This is a genomic window from Enterobacter cloacae complex sp. IR5458, from assembly GCF_049238025.1.
In the GTDB taxonomy this organism is placed as follows: domain Bacteria; phylum Pseudomonadota; class Gammaproteobacteria; order Enterobacterales; family Enterobacteriaceae; genus Enterobacter; species Enterobacter kobei.
Map to the genome: position 1 here is coordinate 102,228 of NZ_JBMKIF010000008.1, position 16,624 is coordinate 118,851.

The 16,624-nt window shown below is 57.4% G+C and carries 12 protein-coding genes; 9 read left to right on the forward strand and 3 right to left on the reverse strand.

The window, feature by feature from the left end:
• Positions 1 to 77: 77 nt before the first annotated feature.
• Entirely contained in the window at positions 78 to 941 is an 864-nt protein-coding gene (locus ACOTYN_RS09065) for a YicC/YloC family endoribonuclease (RefSeq protein WP_008502687.1), read from the forward strand.
• 206 nt (positions 942 to 1,147) lie between these two features.
• On the forward strand, positions 1,148 to 1,765 hold the full coding sequence (locus ACOTYN_RS09070) for a trimeric intracellular cation channel family protein (protein ID WP_023331717.1): 618 nt from the start codon (positions 1,148 to 1,150) through the stop codon (positions 1,763 to 1,765).
• Between the two features lie 2 nt (positions 1,766 to 1,767).
• On the opposite strand, the gene ligB is transcribed toward ACOTYN_RS09070, so the two are convergent.
• Positions 1,768 to 3,438: an NAD-dependent DNA ligase LigB gene (ligB, locus tag ACOTYN_RS09075; protein WP_332957331.1), complete on the reverse strand. Its 1,671-nt coding sequence runs from the start codon at positions 3,436 to 3,438 to the stop codon at positions 1,768 to 1,770.
• Between the two features lie 250 nt (positions 3,439 to 3,688).
• Here ligB and gmk point away from each other — a divergent pair, with 250 nt between their 5' ends.
• From gmk to recG, 5 genes are read left to right on the forward strand one after another with little or no spacing between them, the layout of a single operon-like run.
• Positions 3,689 to 4,312 carry a guanylate kinase gene (gene gmk / locus ACOTYN_RS09080; protein ID WP_014881977.1) on the forward strand — a complete coding sequence of 208 codons (624 nt, stop codon included), beginning with the start codon at positions 3,689 to 3,691 and terminating at the stop codon, positions 4,310 to 4,312.
• A 54-nt stretch (positions 4,313 to 4,366) separates the two neighbouring features.
• Positions 4,367 to 4,642 (forward strand): DNA-directed RNA polymerase subunit omega, encoded by a 276-nt coding sequence (gene rpoZ, locus ACOTYN_RS09085; protein WP_000135058.1) that lies wholly within the window; start codon positions 4,367 to 4,369, stop codon positions 4,640 to 4,642.
• A gap of 19 nt (positions 4,643 to 4,661) precedes the next feature.
• Entirely contained in the window at positions 4,662 to 6,776 is a 2,115-nt protein-coding gene (spoT, locus tag ACOTYN_RS09090; protein WP_014881976.1) for a bifunctional GTP diphosphokinase/guanosine-3',5'-bis pyrophosphate 3'-pyrophosphohydrolase, read from the forward strand.
• Positions 6,777 to 6,780: 4 nt separating this feature from the next.
• Positions 6,781 to 7,470 carry a tRNA (guanosine(18)-2'-O)-methyltransferase TrmH gene (gene trmH, locus ACOTYN_RS09095; protein ID WP_014881975.1) on the forward strand — a complete coding sequence of 230 codons (690 nt, stop codon included), beginning with the start codon at positions 6,781 to 6,783 and terminating at the stop codon, positions 7,468 to 7,470.
• 3 nt (positions 7,471 to 7,473) lie between these two features.
• Entirely contained in the window at positions 7,474 to 9,555 is a 2,082-nt protein-coding gene (gene recG / locus ACOTYN_RS09100) for an ATP-dependent DNA helicase RecG (RefSeq protein WP_032635294.1), read from the forward strand.
• A gap of 2 nt (positions 9,556 to 9,557) precedes the next feature.
• Here the strand turns inward: recG and gltS are convergent, their stop codons facing one another.
• On the reverse strand, positions 9,558 to 10,760 hold the full coding sequence (gene gltS / locus ACOTYN_RS09105; RefSeq protein WP_045269340.1) for a sodium/glutamate symporter: 1,203 nt from the start codon (positions 10,758 to 10,760) through the stop codon (positions 9,558 to 9,560).
• A 224-nt stretch (positions 10,761 to 10,984) separates the two neighbouring features.
• Here gltS and xanP point away from each other — a divergent pair, with 224 nt between their 5' ends.
• Positions 10,985 to 12,376 carry a xanthine/proton symporter XanP gene (gene xanP, locus ACOTYN_RS09110; protein ID WP_014881972.1) on the forward strand — a complete coding sequence of 464 codons (1,392 nt, stop codon included), beginning with the start codon at positions 10,985 to 10,987 and terminating at the stop codon, positions 12,374 to 12,376.
• A 118-nt stretch (positions 12,377 to 12,494) separates the two neighbouring features.
• Positions 12,495 to 14,183 (forward strand): AsmA family protein, encoded by a 1,689-nt coding sequence (locus ACOTYN_RS09115; RefSeq protein ID WP_332957334.1) that lies wholly within the window; start codon positions 12,495 to 12,497, stop codon positions 14,181 to 14,183.
• A gap of 117 nt (positions 14,184 to 14,300) precedes the next feature.
• On the opposite strand, the gene yicI is transcribed toward ACOTYN_RS09115, so the two are convergent.
• Complete coding sequence (gene yicI / locus ACOTYN_RS09120; protein ID WP_058690581.1) at positions 14,301 to 16,619, reverse strand: alpha-xylosidase; 2,319 nt, start codon at positions 16,617 to 16,619, stop codon at positions 14,301 to 14,303.
• Positions 16,620 to 16,624 lie beyond the last annotated feature (5 nt).

A 16,624-nucleotide genomic window follows, 5' to 3' on the forward strand; every position in this document is an offset into this window, starting at 1 on the left:
AAGGACGCTTATTCCTATCCTGAGAAGCCCCCGAAAGCTATAATCCCCCCATCTCTCCTTTAAAAACGGGAATGTCTATGATCCGCAGTATGACCGCCTACGCCCGGCGTGAAATCAAGGGTAGCTGGGGTAGCGCTACCTGGGAAATGCGCTCGGTAAACCAGCGCTATCTGGAAACATATTTCCGTATGCCGGAGCAGTTCCGCAGCCTCGAGCCCGTTGTACGCGAGCGCATCCGTACTCGTCTGACGCGCGGTAAAGTGGAATGTAACCTGCGTTTTGAGCCTGATGCCAGTGCGCAGGGCGAACTGATCCTGAATGAAAAACTGGCTAAACAGCTCGTGAATGCGGCGAACTGGGTCAAAATGCAAAGTGATGAAGGTGAAATCAACCCGGTTGATATTCTGCGCTGGCCTGGCGTCATGGCTGCCGGTGAGCAGGATCTGGATGCCATCGCCGCCGAAATCCTTGCCGCCCTCGACGGTACCCTGGATGACTTTATCGTGGCCCGCGAAACCGAAGGCCAGGCGCTGAAAGCGATGATTGAGCAGCGCCTCGAAGGCGTAAGCGCCGAAGTGGCAAAAGTCCGCACCCATATGCCGGAAGTACTGCAATGGCAGCGCGAGCGTCTGGTAGCCAAACTGGAAGAAGCGGAAGTTCAGCTGGAAAACACCCGTCTGGAACAAGAGCTGGTGCTGATGGCGCAGCGTATTGACGTTGCCGAAGAGCTGGATCGTCTGGAAGCACACGTGAAAGAGACCTACAACATCCTGAAGAAGAAGGAAGCGGTAGGCCGCCGCCTCGACTTTATGATGCAGGAGTTCAACCGCGAGTCGAACACCCTGGCATCTAAGTCGATCAATGCTGAAGTAACCAACTCAGCGATCGAGCTGAAGGTGCTGATTGAGCAGATGCGCGAGCAAATCCAGAATATCGAGTAATCGCTTTCAGGTGGTGTCCGCTGGACACCACCCATTAGTATTTTTAATCCGAATTTCCACCCACTCTCCTTCCTTACCTCCATTTATCAGGCCCCTTTAAGGGAAATGAATAAATTTTTATAGCGCAAAGGGATTCACCTTAGAAAATCTCAATCGTGATCTTGCGCACAAATCGCTAACCTGCCCGCGTTCTGACCGGAGGGTATATGCTGCTTCACACTCTTTATCTTATTGGTATCACCGCAGAAGCCATGACCGGCGCACTTGCAGCCGGACGACGCCGCATGGACACCTTCGGCGTGATCATTATTGCCACCGCGACCGCGCTGGGCGGCGGATCCGTGCGCGATATCCTGCTTGGCCATTACCCTCTCGGCTGGGTTAAACACCCTGAGTATGTGATTATCGTGGCAACAGCCGCCGTATTAACCACCATTGTGGCACCCGTTATGCCCCATCTGCGCCGCCTGTTTCTGGTGCTGGATGCGCTGGGGCTGATTGTCTTTTCTATCATCGGTGCACAGATCGCGCTCGATATGGGTGAAGGGCCGGTTATCGCCACGATTGCTGCTGTGGTCACAGGGGTGTTTGGCGGCGTACTGCGCGATATGTTCTGCAAACGCATTCCCCTGGTCTTTCAAAAAGAGCTGTATGCCGGCATTTCCTTCGCCGCAGCGGTGCTCTACATCGCCCTGCAGCACTATGTTTCTAACCATGATGTGGTGGTTATCTCTACGCTGCTGTTTGGCTTTACGGCCCGCATGCTGGCGCTGCGTCTGAAGCTGGGACTGCCCGTGTTTCACTATAAGCACGGCGTACACTGATCTCAGAAACCGTTGATGTGCTGCCGGGCAAGCCACCGGACCAGCACATCAATCTCTGGTGCATTTATCCAGCTCACGATCTGCCGCGCCCTCTCTTCCCCCGTACCCGGCAAGGCCTGCCAAGCCTTTGCGCTGCGTTCACGCATCTGTTGCCATGACATATCCCCCAACGCCTTCAGCGAGGCTTGTGGCAATGGCGCACCCAACGCCATCATCCAGTGGATAAAAGGTTGTTCACGTACCAGGTTGAAGCGATGCCAGAGCGCCAGCCCACGCGCTGGAGAAAACCCCGGCGTAGACTGGAGCTGCGCCTGCGTTAAGAGCAGCCATGAGAAGAGATGTTCAAAATGATGCGCCTGCCAGAGTGTTCGCCAGCCTGACTCGCCTAATCCTTCAATGTTGAATACCTGCTTAGAACTGAGCCATGTCAACCGGGCGAAGAACTGTTCCATACACTCTGGCGAAGCATAAAAACAGCTCAGGGAGTGAAAACGCGAGGCCGGTGGTTCAGGTTTTTGTCTGTCCGTCCCTCGCCAGATAACCTTATCAAACCGTGGGATACCCTGCCCGGCAAGGCTCACCTGGATCTGATCGCCAGGGGCAATATCCAGCCTCTGCCAGCGTCCAACCGACCCCAGGCTCACCCGCTGTACCTGTTTATCATCCAGTTGCACCGGCTCCAGCGCCGCCACGACGGAAATTTTACCTGTACGCCCAACTGAAAAATGAATATCCCTGACCTCAGCAACCTGCGCAACTGGCGGATATTTCCACGCCATGACCCAGTTGCCTTCGCCAGGCAGCCAGCGCTCCCCTGAAGGCGACTCCGCGGACCGAACCACAATGCCATCCGTGGCAAAGGGTAATGCTGTGTTTTGCCAGGCCAAACGCTGCTTTTCAACTTCATCAACCGTTCGGGTGGGCAAGGTATAGGACGCCGTCATGGAAAACCCTGCTCCGGACAGCGCAGAAAGCATACTTTTCATCTCTTTCGGACCATCCGGCCAGGCCCAGATAAATATTCCTGTCTGGTTCAGAAGCGCACCGTCGTTCTGCCGCATCATCGCTCCCGCCACTTTTGCGCGTGCATTCATTCCGCCCATCTGCCGCTGAATGTGATTCTCGCGCATCCAGAAAAGCTCCCCCTGCAGGACGCTGTTTGCCAGCGCGCCGGATACCTCTTTAGGCACTGACGGAATCAAACGCACGCGAGCGGTCCAGTCCTCACCTTTTAACCCATTACCACGACTGATAGCCTGGGTGAGCTTTCCGTTGCGATACACCAGCGTCACCGCCACGCCGTCGACTTTTGGCTGCATCCAGAGATTTTTCTGGCCTCGCATCCACTGACCTAGCGCTTCTTTGCTGGCGGCCTTATGCACCCCCGTATGGGCAACAGGATGTTTTACGCTTCCCGTCAGCGCAGGTAAGGTGTTCTCTGAGAGATCATGGCCAAAACAGCGCTGCCACTGGGCTAAGCGTCCGTTGAGCTGGTCGTATACCTCGTCGTTGACCTCGCTGACGCCCTGCTTCCAGTAGGCTTCATCCCAGCGTTTGATCTGTGCGCTTAAGGATTCAATCTCTTTTCCGGCTTTAGCCTGTGACCACACCGGACACACCGCCGCCCCATAACCACACCACAACAGCATTAACCCGCTTATCCATCTCCACATCGCTACCCCTCCTTTGCAATGCCGGAGGTATAACCTGACGTGAGAAACATGGCTAATAGCAACTTCTCATCATGCGAGACGCTATCCAGTATTCATTTTTATTGCAGCAAACCGCGGGTAAAACCTGAAAACGGTACGCAAAATTCAATAATCCAGGGGAAAAAGTGTGACAAAGGCTACGTCACACTGCGCCGACGTGTATAATAAGCCCGTATGTAGGACTTCTTCGCTAACACATACAAAGACTCTCATGGCTCAAGGCACGCTTTATATTGTTTCTGCCCCTAGTGGCGCGGGTAAATCCAGCCTTATTCAGGCACTGTTAAAAACCCAACCGTTGTACGACACACAGGTATCTGTTTCTCACACCACGCGTCAGCCGCGTCCGGGTGAAGTGCACGGTGAACACTATTTCTTTGTGGATCACGACGAGTTCAGAGCGATGATCGCCAGGGATGCGTTCCTTGAACACGCTGAAGTGTTTGGTAACTACTACGGTACCTCGCGTGAAACCATTGAGCAGGTTCTGGCCACGGGCGTGAATGTCTTCCTGGATATCGACTGGCAGGGCGCACAGCAAATTCGTAAGAAAATGCCGGAGTCACGCAGTATCTTTATTTTACCGCCATCGAAAGATGAGCTGGATCGCCGTCTGCGTGGCCGCGGTCAGGACAGCGAAGACGTGATTGCAAAGCGTATGGCCCAGGCAGTTGCAGAAATGAGCCATTACGCGGAATATGATTACCTTATTGTGAATGATGATTTTGATGCCGCGCTGAGCGATCTCAAAACCATCCTTCGCGCAGAACGTCTGCGTATGAGCCGCCAGAAGCAGCGACATGACGCATTAATCACCAAACTGTTGGCAGACTGAACCCACTTTCAGTATCATGCCCAGTCATTTCTTCACCTGTGGAGCATTTTAAGTATGGCACGCGTAACTGTTCAGGACGCTGTAGAGAAAATTGGTAACCGTTTTGACCTGGTACTGGTCGCCGCGCGTCGCGCTCGTCAGATGCAGGTAGGCGGTAAAGATCCGCTGGTACCGGAAGAAAACGATAAAACCACCGTTATTGCACTTCGCGAAATCGAAGAAGGTCTGATCAACAACCAGATCCTCGACGTGCGTGAGCGCCAGGAGCAGCAAGAGCAGGAAGCCGCAGAACTGCAGGCCGTAACCGCCATTGCTGAAGGTCGTCGTTAATTAAACCTGCGGGTCGCCCTTGTATCTGTTTGAAAGCCTGAATCAACTGATTCAAACCTACCTGCCTGAAGACCAGATTAAGCGTCTTCAGCAGGCGTATCTCGTTGCACGTGACGCTCACGAGGGCCAGACACGTTCAAGCGGTGAACCCTACATCACGCACCCTGTTGCGGTAGCCTGCATTCTGGCCGAGATGAAACTCGACTACGAAACGCTGATGGCTGCTCTGCTGCATGACGTGATCGAAGATACCCCTGCCACCTACCAGGATATGGAACAGCTGTTTGGCAAAAGCGTTGCCGAACTGGTGGAAGGGGTCTCTAAGCTTGATAAGCTGAAATTCCGCGACAAGAAAGAGGCGCAAGCCGAAAACTTCCGCAAGATGATTATGGCGATGGTGCAGGATATCCGCGTCATTCTCATCAAACTCGCTGACCGTACCCACAACATGCGCACGCTGGGCTCACTTCGCCCGGACAAACGTCGCCGCATTGCTCGTGAAACCCTGGAAATTTACAGTCCGCTGGCGCACCGTTTAGGTATTCACCACATTAAAACCGAGCTGGAAGAGCTGGGTTTTGAAGCGTTATACCCGAACCGCTATCGCGTCATTAAAGAGGTGGTGAAAGCCGCACGCGGTAACCGTAAAGAGATGATTCAAAAGATCCTCTCGGAAATTGAAGGACGTTTACAGGAAGCGGGTATTCCGTGCCGCGTCAGCGGTCGCGAGAAACATCTGTACTCGATTTACTGCAAAATGGTGCTCAAAGAGCAGCGTTTTCACTCGATCATGGATATTTACGCGTTCCGCGTGATCGTCCACGATGCCGACACCTGCTATCGCGTGCTGGGGCAGATGCACAGCCTCTACAAACCGCGTCCGGGGCGCATGAAAGATTACATCGCCATTCCAAAAGCGAACGGCTATCAATCTTTGCATACCTCGATGATCGGCCCACACGGCGTGCCTGTCGAAGTGCAGATCCGCACCGAAGACATGGACCAGATGGCAGAGATGGGTGTCGCCGCGCACTGGGCGTATAAAGAGCACGGTGGCGAAAGCAGCACGACTGCACAGATCCGTGCCCAGCGCTGGATGCAGAGCCTGCTGGAACTGCAGCAGAGTGCGGGTAGCTCCTTTGAATTTATCGAGAGCGTGAAATCCGATCTCTTCCCGGATGAGATTTACGTTTTCACCCCAGAAGGTCGCATTGTCGAACTGCCTGCGGGCGCAACGCCGGTAGACTTTGCTTACGCAGTACATACCGATATCGGGCATGCCTGCGTGGGCGCACGCGTCGACAGACAGCCTTACCCGCTGTCTCAGCCGCTCTCCAGCGGCCAGACGGTAGAAATTATTACCGCACCGGGCGCACGTCCGAACGCGGCCTGGCTGAACTTTGTGGTGAGCTCCAAAGCGCGCGCCAAAATCCGCCAGTTGCTGAAAAACCTCAAGCGCGACGACTCCGTCAGCCTGGGACGCCGTCTGCTCAACCACGCGCTGGGTGGTAGCCGTAAGCTGGCTGAAATTCCACCAGAGCATATCCAGCGCGAACTCGACCGCATGAAGCTCACGTCTCTGGACGATCTGCTGGCGGAAATTGGTCTCGGTAACGCCATGAGCGTCGTGGTGGCGAAAAACCTGCAGCAGGGCGAAGCGATACCTTCTGCTCCAGGCGCATCCGGCCACGCTCATCTGCCAATCAAAGGCGCGGACGGGGTGCTGATCACCTTCGCGAAATGTTGCCGTCCAATCCCAGGTGACCCGATTATTGCGCACGTCAGCCCCGGCAAAGGGCTGGTTATCCACCATGAATCCTGTCGTAACATTCGCGGCTACCAGAAAGAAGCCGAGAAGTTTATGGCGGTCGAGTGGGACAAAGAGACGGCGCAGGAATTTATCACCGAAATTAAGGTGGATATGTTCAATCACCAGGGCGCCCTGGCAAACCTGACGGCAGCGATCAACACGGCCTCGTCCAACATTCAGAGCCTGAATACGGAAGAAAAAGACGGCCGCGTTTATAGCGCCTTTATTCGTCTGACCGCCCGCGACCGCGTGCATCTGGCGAATATTATGCGCAAGATCCGCGTCATGCCGGACGTGATTAAAGTTACCCGAAACCGAAACTAGGTTTATGAATTCACAACGTTATACACGTATCTGCGAAATGCTCGCCAGGCGTCAGCCTGACCTGACGGTCTGCATGGAGCAGGTTCATAAGCCTCATAACGTCTCTGCTATCGTTCGTACCGCAGACGCCGTCGGCGTACATGAAGTGCACGCCGTCTGGCCGGGCACCCGCATGCGAAACATGGTGTCTGCTGCCGCAGGCAGCAACAGCTGGGTATCCGTCAAAACGCATCAGACGATTGGTGAAGCCGTATCGCACCTGAAAGGCCGCGGTATGCAGGTTCTTGCGACTCACCTTTCTGCTAAAGCTGTAGATTTCCGCGAGATCGACTACACCCGCCCAACCTGCATTTTGATGGGGCAGGAGAAAACCGGGATCACCCAGGAAGCGCTGGATCTGGCAGATCAGGACATCATCATCCCGATGATCGGTATGGTTCAGTCTCTGAACGTGTCGGTTGCCTCTGCGCTGATTCTGTATGAAGCGCAGCGCCAGCGCCAGAACGCCGGAATGTACGAGCGCAGCAACAGTATGCTGCCGGAAGAGGAACAGCAGCGCCTGCTGTTTGAAGGCGGTTATCCGGTGCTGGCTCGCGTCGCGAAGCAGAAAAAATTGCCTTACCCCCACGTCAACGCGCAGGGCGAAATTGAAGCCGATGCCGAGTGGTGGTCCACCATGCAGTACGCCGGGTAACTGATGAAAGGCCGCCTGCTGGATGCCATTCCGCTCAATAGCCTGACGGGCGTGGGCGCGGCGCAAAGCAGTAAGCTGGCAAAAATTGGCCTGCATACCGTGCAGGATCTCCTCCTGCACCTCCCTCTGCGTTACGAAGACCGCACTCAGCTCTACAAAATTGGCGATCTGCTGCCTGCCATTTACGCCACCGTTGAAGGCGAAGTCCTGAACTGCAACATCACGTTTGGTGGACGCCGGATGATGACCTGTCAGATCAGCGACGGTACCGGCATTCTCACCATGCGTTTTTTCAACTTCAGCGCAGCGATGAAAAACAGCCTGGCGACAGGCCGCCGAGTGCTGGCCTATGGCGAAGCCAAACGCGGTAAATACGGCGCAGAGATGATCCACCCGGAGTACCGCGTGCAGGGCGACCTCAGCACACCGGAACTGCAGGAGACGCTTACGCCGGTTTACCCGACGACTGAAGGCATTAAGCAGGCAACGCTGCGTAAACTCACCGATCAGGCGCTGGAGCTGCTGGATACCTGCGCGATTACCGAACTTCTGCCCCCCGAGCTGGCACAGGGCATGATGAGCCTGCCCGAGGCATTGCGCACACTGCATCGTCCACCACCCACATTACAGCTCAGCGATTTAGAAAGCGGCAAACATCCCGCACAACGGCGTCTTATCCTTGAGGAATTACTGGCACATAACCTGAGCATGCTGGCGCTTCGCGCAGGCGCGCAGCGTTTCCACGCTCAGCCGTTAAGCCAGAATGATGCGCTCAAAGATAAGCTGCTGGCCTCTCTGCCGTTTAAGCCGACCGGCGCTCAAGCGCGCGTAACGGCCGAGATTGAACGCGATATGGCCCTCGACGTGCCGATGATGCGCCTGGTGCAGGGCGACGTCGGGTCAGGTAAAACGCTGGTTGCCGCCCTGGCAGCACTGCGCGCGATTGCCCACGGTAAACAGGTGGCGCTGATGGCGCCGACTGAGCTGCTGGCTGAACAGCACGCCAATAATTTCCGCGCCTGGTTCGCGCCGCTCGGGATTGAGGTAGGCTGGCTTGCCGGGAAGCAAAAAGGCAAAGCGCGTCTTGCGCAGCAGGAAGCCATCGCCAGCGGCCAGGTGCAGATGATTGTCGGCACACACGCTATCTTCCAGGAGCAGGTACAGTTTAACGGCCTTGCGCTGGTGATTATCGACGAACAGCACCGCTTCGGCGTGCATCAACGTCTGGCGCTGTGGGAAAAAGGGCTGCAGCAGGGCTTCCATCCGCATCAGCTGATCATGACCGCCACGCCAATCCCGCGCACCCTGGCGATGACCGCCTACGCCGATCTGGATACCTCCACCATCGATGAACTGCCGCCGGGGCGTACGCCGGTCACGACGGTCGCCATACCGGATACGCGCCGCAGCGATATCATCGACCGCGTGCGCAACGCCTGTACCCACGAAGGGCGTCAGGCCTATTGGGTCTGCACCCTGATTGAAGAGTCAGAACTGCTTGAAGCGCAGGCTGCTGAAGCAACGTGGGAAGAGCTAAAGCTGGCGCTGCCGGAGCTAAACGTGGGTCTGGTTCACGGGCGCATGAAGCCTGCCGAAAAACAGGCGGTGATGCAGGCGTTCAAACAGGGTGAGCTGCATTTACTGGTCGCGACGACGGTTATTGAAGTGGGCGTCGACGTCCCCAACTCCAGCCTGATGATCATCGAAAACCCGGAGCGTCTTGGCCTTGCTCAGCTCCACCAGCTGCGTGGGCGCGTTGGGCGTGGCGCAGTGGCCTCCCACTGCGTGCTGCTCTATAAAGCGCCGCTCTCAAAAACTGCCCAGATGCGTTTGCAGGTGCTGCGCGACAGCAACGACGGTTTTGTGATTGCACAAAAAGACCTTGAGATACGCGGCCCGGGCGAATTGCTGGGCACGCGTCAGACGGGAAATGCCGAATTTAAGGTGGCGGATTTGCTGCGCGATCAGGCCATGATCCCGGAAGTTCAGCGCCTCGCACGCCATATTCATGAACGCTACCCCGAACAGGCGGCAGCGTTAATTGAGCGCTGGATGCCGGAAACCGAGCGCTATTCCAACGCCTGATCTCAGGCAAACATCGGCAGCATCAGGTACAGCTTAATCACCAGCGCGTTGACGATATCAATAAAGAACGCCCCGACCATTGGCACCACCAGAAACGCCATGTGCGATGGCCCAAACCGTTCGGTGATCGCCTGCATGTTGGCAATAGCCGTTGGGGTTGCCCCCAGACCAAACCCGCAGTGACCCGCTGCCAGCACCGCTGCATCGTAGTTTTTCCCCATCAGGCGCCAGGTCACGAACATGGCGTACAGTGCCATAAACAGTGCCTGCACCGCCAGAATCGCCACCATCGGCAGCGCCAGCGAGGCCAGCTCCCACAGTTTGAGGCTCATCAGCGCCATCGCCAGGAACAGCGACAGACAGACGTTACCGAGCACCGATACCGCACGTTCAAACACGCGGTAGAAGCCCATCAGCGCAAGACCGTTGCTCAGAATGACCCCGATAAACAACACGCAGACAAAGGTCGGAAGTTCAAACGCTGTACCCGCCAGCCATTGCGCAACCACTTTGCCCATGGTCAGGCAGATGGCAATCATCGCGATGGTTTCAATCAGTACCAGCGAGGTGATGCTGCGCCCGACATCCGGCTTTTCGAACGCGGTGGGCACCATTTCATCGTCCGGTCTGCCATTCGGCGTGGTGGAATGTTTAACGAGATAACGGGCCACCGGGCCGCCAATCAGGCCACCCAGCACCAGACCAAAGGTTGCGCAGGCCATCGCCACTTCCGTTGCGTTTTCAAAGCCGTAACGCTCGATAAACAGCTTACTCCACGCGGCTCCAGTACCATGGCCGCCTGACAGGGTAATCGAACCCGCCAGCAGACCCATCAGCGGATCCAGCCCCAGCAGCGTCGCCATGCCGATGCCAATGGCGTTTTGCATCAGCAGCAGTCCCACCACCACAATCAGAAATACGCCGAGCACCTTACCGCCAGAGCGCAGGCTCGCCAGGTTGGCGTTCAGGCCGATGGTGGCAAAGAAGGCCAGCATCAGCGGATCTTTCAGGGACATATCAAAATCAATTTCCCAGCCCATGCTTTTTTTCAGTACCAGCAGGGCCAGCGCCACCAGCAAGCCACCGGCGACAGGTTCAGGAATGGTGTACTTTTTCAGAAAGGAAACACTATGTACCAGCTTGCGACCAAGCAGCAGAACCAGCGTTGCGGCAACAAGGGTCGACAACGTATCGAGATGAATCATAAAAGGCTCCTGTTATGCGCGTGTTCCATACACACGCGGCGTTATCCTGGCCGGTTTGCGCTCTTCATGAGCCACCGGCGCAAAAAGTGTAATTTTTTTTCCCGACGGGTTGTAGAAAACCTGCTCACAACGGCAGATTTTCTTCCCTTTTTTTGCTGGCAATCGTTTGCTTTTACCAGGTGGTCAGATAAAATGCCCGCTTTTCCACCGTGGGATTGCCGCCGATGTCCGTTAACACCATAGAGTCGCCTGATGCGCAACCGATTGCGCAGAAGCAAAATAGCGAACTGATTTACCGCCTTGAAGATCGCCCGCCACTGCCTCAGACGCTTTTCGCGGCCTGCCAGCATCTTCTGGCGATGTTTGTCGCGGTGATCACCCCGGCGCTGCTGATCTGCCAGGCGCTCGGTTTACCGGCGCAGGATACGCAGCACATCATCAGTATGTCCCTCTTCGCCTCTGGCGTGGCCTCAATTATTCAAATTAAAGCGTGGGGTCCGGTGGGGTCGGGATTATTGTCGATCCAGGGTACCAGCTTTAACTTCGTGGCGCCGCTGATCATGGGCGGCACAGCCCTGAAAACCGGCGGTGCGGATGTCCCGACCATGATGGCGGCGCTGTTCGGCACCCTGATGCTGGCAAGCTGCACGGAGATGGTCATCTCCCGCGTGCTGCATCTGGCGCGTCGCGTCATTACCCCGCTGGTCTCCGGCGTGGTGGTGATGATTATCGGCCTGTCGCTGATTCAGGTCGGCCTCACCTCCATCGGCGGCGGCTATGCCGCAATGAGCGACCATACCTTCGGCGCGCCGAAAAACCTGCTGCTGGCGGGCGTCGTGCTGGCGATCATTATTCTGCTTAACCGCCAGCGTAACCCTTACCTGCGCGTGGCTTCTCTGGTGATCGCCATGGCAGCCGGTTATCTGCTGGCGTGGGCGCTGGGCATGTTGCCGGAGAACACCGCTCCGACCAACAGCGCGCTGATCACCGTCCCCACGCCGCTGTACTACGGTCTGGGCATTGACTGGGGTCTGCTCCTGCCGCTGATGCTGGTCTTTATGATCACCTCTCTGGAGACCATCGGCGATATCACCGCTACCTCCGACGTCTCCGAGCAGCCGGTGTCCGGCCCGCTGTACATGAAGCGCCTGAAAGGCGGCGTGCTGGCGAACGGCCTGAACTCGTTTGTTTCTGCGGTATTCAATACCTTCCCGAACTCCTGCTTCGGTCAGAACAATGGCGTGATCCAGCTGACCGGCGTCGCCAGCCGCTACGTGGGTTTTGTGGTGGCGCTGATGCTGATCGTCCTCGGCCTGTTCCCGGCGGTGAGCGGCTTTGTGCAGCACATTCCTGAGCCGGTGCTGGGTGGCGCAACGCTGGTGATGTTCGGGACTATCGCAGCGTCCGGGGTGCGTATCGTCTCCCGCGAACCGCTGAACCGCCGGGCGATCATGATTATCGCGCTGTCGCTGGCCGTGGGACTGGGCGTTTCTCAGCAGCCGCTGATCCTGCAGTTTGCCCCTGACTGGGTGAAAAACCTGCTCTCTTCCGGCATCGCCGCGGGCGGTATCACCGCTATTGTGCTGAACCTCGTTTTCCCGCCTGAAAAGAACTGATCCCCTTCACGGCAGGCAGTCAATGCCTGCCGTGACATCTATTTACACCATTCCCGCCTTGAGGATTGCGCATAAATCGTGCATAACTCCCTTATGTACGTTTGCGGGATGGAAGACCATGAAATTTATTGGAAAGCTGCTCGTCTATCTTCTGGTAGCCCTGCTCATTGTGATACTGGCGCTCTATATTCTGCTCCAGACCCGCTGGGGCGCGGCTCAGGTCAGCAGCTGGGTGACGGTGAATACCGATTACGAACTCAGTTTCGACAAGATGAATCACCGCTTTTCGTCGCCTTCCCATCTTATTCTGGAAAACGTCACCTTCGGGCGGGACGGTAAACCTGCCACGCTGGTAGCCAAAAAAGTTGATATCGGCCTGAGCAGCCGTCAGGTGACCGATCCGCTGCATATGGACGCCATTACCCTTTTCGATGGCACGCTGAACCTCTCGCCGCAGACGGCACCGCTGCCCTTGCAGGCCGATCGTCTTCAACTGAGCAATATGGCCTTTAACAGCCCGAATACCGAATGGGATCTGAGCGCGCAGAAGGTGACGGGCGGCGTCAGCCCATGGCAGCCGGAAGCAGGCAACGTGCTGGGGAAAAACGCGCAGATTCAGATGAGCGCAGGCTCGCTGACCCTCAACGGCGTCCCGGCCACCAACGTGTTAATTGAGGGCCAGCTTAACGGTAAGGAGGTGGTGCTGAACACTATCGGGGCCGATATGGCGCGCGGTTCGCTCACCGGCTCCGCCCTGCGTAACGCCGACGGAAGCTGGGTTATCGACACCCTGCGTCTGAATGAGATCCGCCTGCAGAGCGACAACACGCTGACAGCCTTCTTTGCCCCGCTGGCCACCCTCCCTTCTCTGCAAATAGGCCGTCTGGAGGTCACCGACGCCCGGCTGCAGGGCCCGGACTGGGCGGTGACCGACCTCGATTTAAGCCTGCGCAACCTGACGATAAGCAAAGGCGACTGGCAAAGTCAGGACGGGCGTTTGTCCATGAACGCCAGCGAGTTTATCTACGGCTCGCTGCATCTGTTTGACCCGATCCTGAACGCAGAGTTTTCCCCGCAGGGTATGGCGCTGCGCCAGTTTACCTCCCGCTGGGAAGGCGGCATGGTGCGCACCTCCGGCAACTGGCTGCGCGACGGCAAAGCGCTGGTGCTGGACGATGTCGCCATCGCCGGTCTGGAGTACACCCTGCCGCAGAACTGGAAAACGCTATGGATGGAGCCGCTACCGGAATGGCTGAACAGCGTCACGCTGCAAAAATTCGGCCTGAGCCGCAACCTGGTGATCGACATCGATCCCGCCTTCCCGTGGCAGATCACCTCCCTGGATGGCTACGGTGCCAACCTGCAGCTGGTGAAAGACCGCCAGTGGGGCGTGTGGAGCGGCAGCGCAACCCTGAACGGCGCGGCGGCGACCTTTAACCGCGTGGACGTGCGCCGTCCGTCGCTGGCGTTGAATGCCAACGCCGCCACGGTGAACATTACCGACCTGAGCGCATTTACCGAGAAAGGCATTCTGGAAGCGACGGCGACGGTTTCGCAGTTGCCGCAACGGCAAACCACCGTGAGCCTGAACGGGCGCGGCGTGCCGCTCAACGTGCTGCAGCAGTGGGGCTGGCCAGCGCTACCGGTGACGGGCGATGGCAATATTCAACTCACCGCCAGCGGCAGCGTGCAGGCCAATGCGCCGCTGAAGCCGACGGTGAACGGCAAGCTGAGCGCGGTGAATATGGATAAACAGCAGGTAGAGCAGACGATGACGAGTGGCATTGTTTCAACACCCGTGCAATAAACAAGCCGGGTGGCGGTTTTATTCCCTCTCCCTGTGGGAGAGGGTCAGGGTGAGGGCATCAGACCGCATAATTACCGTAGGCCCGGTAAGCGAAGCGCCACCGGGCATTTTTATCGCTCAGAGGTGAACCACCACCTCATTCCCCTCCGCTTTCACCACCACGCCCCACTCGCTTCCCGCATGTGAACCGCCTTTCACGCCGCCCACCTTCTGCACGTTGCGCAAGCACACCGACCAGTTTCGCGCCTCACCCACGCCGCTCAGGGTCACGGTATCGCCCTCTCGTGACGCTTTCAGCGTAAACGCCACCGCGCCGTCCGCCGCAGGCACTTCACTCACCGCCGTTGCGCCATCCTCCAGGTTAAACAACTGGAAGGCCGTGCCCTCGTTCCACGCATAGTCTGGTTTCTGGCTGTTATTGCCCAGCGCCAGCAGGGTGTTATCGCGCACATAGACCGGCAGGCTGCGGAAGTCGTGCTGTTGCTTATGCCAGCGGCTACCCTGAATTTCGTCGTTATGCCACAGGTGCGTCCAGCGTCCTTCAGGTAGCCAGAACTGTACATCGCCCTTCTCTGAGAACACCGGCGCGACCATCACCGCATCCCCCAGCATGTACTGGCGGTCAAGATAATCGCACGCCGGATCGTCCGGGAACTCCAGCATCATCGCCCGCAGCATCGGCGTACCGCACTCGCGCGCCAGCGCCGCCTGACGGTACAGATACGGCATCATCCGGCACTTCAGCTGCGTAAAGTGGCGCACCACGTCGCAGGACTCGTCATCATACGCCCACGGCACGCGGTAAGATTTACTGCCGTGCAGGCGGCTGTGGCTGGATAAAAGCCCGAACGCGCACCAGCGCTTGTAGACGTGTGCCGGGGCGGTGTTTTCGAATCCGCCAATATCGTGGCTCCAGAACCCAAAGCCGGACAGGCCAATCGACAGCCCGCCGCGCAGACTTTCCGCCATCGACTCATAGTTGGCGTAGCAGTCACCACCCCAGTGAACGGGGAACTGCTGCGCGCCCACGGACGCCGAGCGGGCAAACAGCACCGCCTCTTGCTCACCCACGGTCTCTTTCAGCACGTTCCACACCAGTTCGTTGTAGATGTAGGCGTAATGGTTATGCATCTTCTGTGGATCGGATCCGTCAAACCACTGCACGTCCGTCGGGATGCGCTCGCCAAAGTCGGTCTTAAAGCAGTCGACGCCGATGTCCACCAGGCCTTTCAGCTTGTCGGCATACCACCGGCACGCTTCCGGGTTAGTGAGGTCATAAATTGCCAGCCCCGGTTGCCACTTGTCCCACTGCCACAGGGAACCGTCCGGGCGCTTGAGCAGGTAGCCCTTCTCTTTCAGTTCGCGAAATACCGGCGACTTCTGGCCGATGTACGGGTTAATCCACACGCAGACCTTCAGCCCTTTCTCCTTCAGGCGGCGGATCATCCCTTCCGGATCCGGGAAGGTCACCGGGTCCCACTCAAAATCACACCACTGGAAGGCCTTCATCCAGAAGCAGTCGAAGTGGAAGACGTGCAGCGGCAGATCGCGCTCGGCCATGCCGTCGATAAAGCTGTTAACCGTCGCTTCGTCGTAGTTAGTGGTGAACGACGTGGTCAGCCACAGGCCGAACGACCACGCGGGCGGCAGCGCCGGACGCCCGGTGAACCGCGTATAGCGGTTGAGCACCTCTTTCGGCGTCGGGCCGTCGATCACGAAGTACTCCAGATATTCCCCTTCGACGCTGAACTGCACTTTGGAGACTTTCTCCGAGCCCACTTCGAACGAGACGTTTTCCGGGTGATTCACCAGCACGCCGTAGCCACGGTTGGTCAGATAAAACGGGATGTTTTTGTAGGACTGCTCGGTGCTGGTGCCGCCGTCCCGGTTCCACGTTTCGATCGTCTGGCCGTTGCGCACCAGGGCGGTAAAGCGCTCGCCCAGACCGTAGACCGTTTCGCCCACGCCGAGGTCGAGACGTTCAAACAGGTAGTTGCGATCGGTGTTGGTGTCCTGCACGTAACCGTTGTTTTTCAGCTGGCTGCCGGTAATGCGCTGGCCGTTGCGCAGGAAGTCCAGCGCCCAGAATTCCCCTTTGGTGACGCGCACGCTGACGCTTCCGCTTTTCAGCTCGGCAAATTCCGCGTTGTTTTCAATCTCGACCTTCACGTCTTTCAGCACGTTCAGCGGGTAGTGCGGGCCGTTGTCCAGCGCGCCCTGGAAGTGCTCGATGCGCACCCCGACAATCCCCTCCTGCGGGGCAAACAGGCGCACCGTGAACATGAGCGTGTCGAGCTGCCAGGTGCGCTCACGCACGTCGCGCGGCGCAACGTACACCACCAGGTCATTGCCCTGCTGCTCCACGTCGAACACCTGTACCGGATACGTCACGTTCAGACCCGGTTGAATAAGCCAGTTTCCATCACTGATTTTCATGCTTT

Bases quoted from the DNA above. Each gene is read 5' to 3' on its own strand.
- ACOTYN_RS09065 (WP_008502687.1), top strand. From the start codon at position 78: ATGATCCGCAGTATGACCGCCTACGCCCGGCGTGAAATCAAGGGTAGC.
- ACOTYN_RS09070 (WP_023331717.1), top strand. From the start codon at position 1,148: ATGCTGCTTCACACTCTTTATCTTATTGGTATCACCGCAGAAGCCATG.
- ligB (WP_332957331.1), bottom strand. From the start codon at position 3,438: ATGTGGAGATGGATAAGCGGGTTAATGCTGTTGTGGTGTGGTTATGGG.
- gmk (WP_014881977.1), top strand. From the start codon at position 3,689: ATGGCTCAAGGCACGCTTTATATTGTTTCTGCCCCTAGTGGCGCGGGT.
- rpoZ (WP_000135058.1), top strand. From the start codon at position 4,367: ATGGCACGCGTAACTGTTCAGGACGCTGTAGAGAAAATTGGTAACCGT.
- trmH (WP_014881975.1), top strand. From the start codon at position 6,781: ATGAATTCACAACGTTATACACGTATCTGCGAAATGCTCGCCAGGCGT.
- recG (WP_032635294.1), top strand. From the start codon at position 7,474: ATGAAAGGCCGCCTGCTGGATGCCATTCCGCTCAATAGCCTGACGGGC.
- gltS (WP_045269340.1), bottom strand. From the start codon at position 10,760: ATGATTCATCTCGATACGTTGTCGACCCTTGTTGCCGCAACGCTGGTT.
- xanP (WP_014881972.1), top strand. From the start codon at position 10,985: ATGTCCGTTAACACCATAGAGTCGCCTGATGCGCAACCGATTGCGCAG.
- ACOTYN_RS09115 (WP_332957334.1), top strand. From the start codon at position 12,495: ATGAAATTTATTGGAAAGCTGCTCGTCTATCTTCTGGTAGCCCTGCTC.
- yicI (WP_058690581.1), bottom strand. From the start codon at position 16,619: ATGAAAATCAGTGATGGAAACTGGCTTATTCAACCGGGTCTGAACGTG.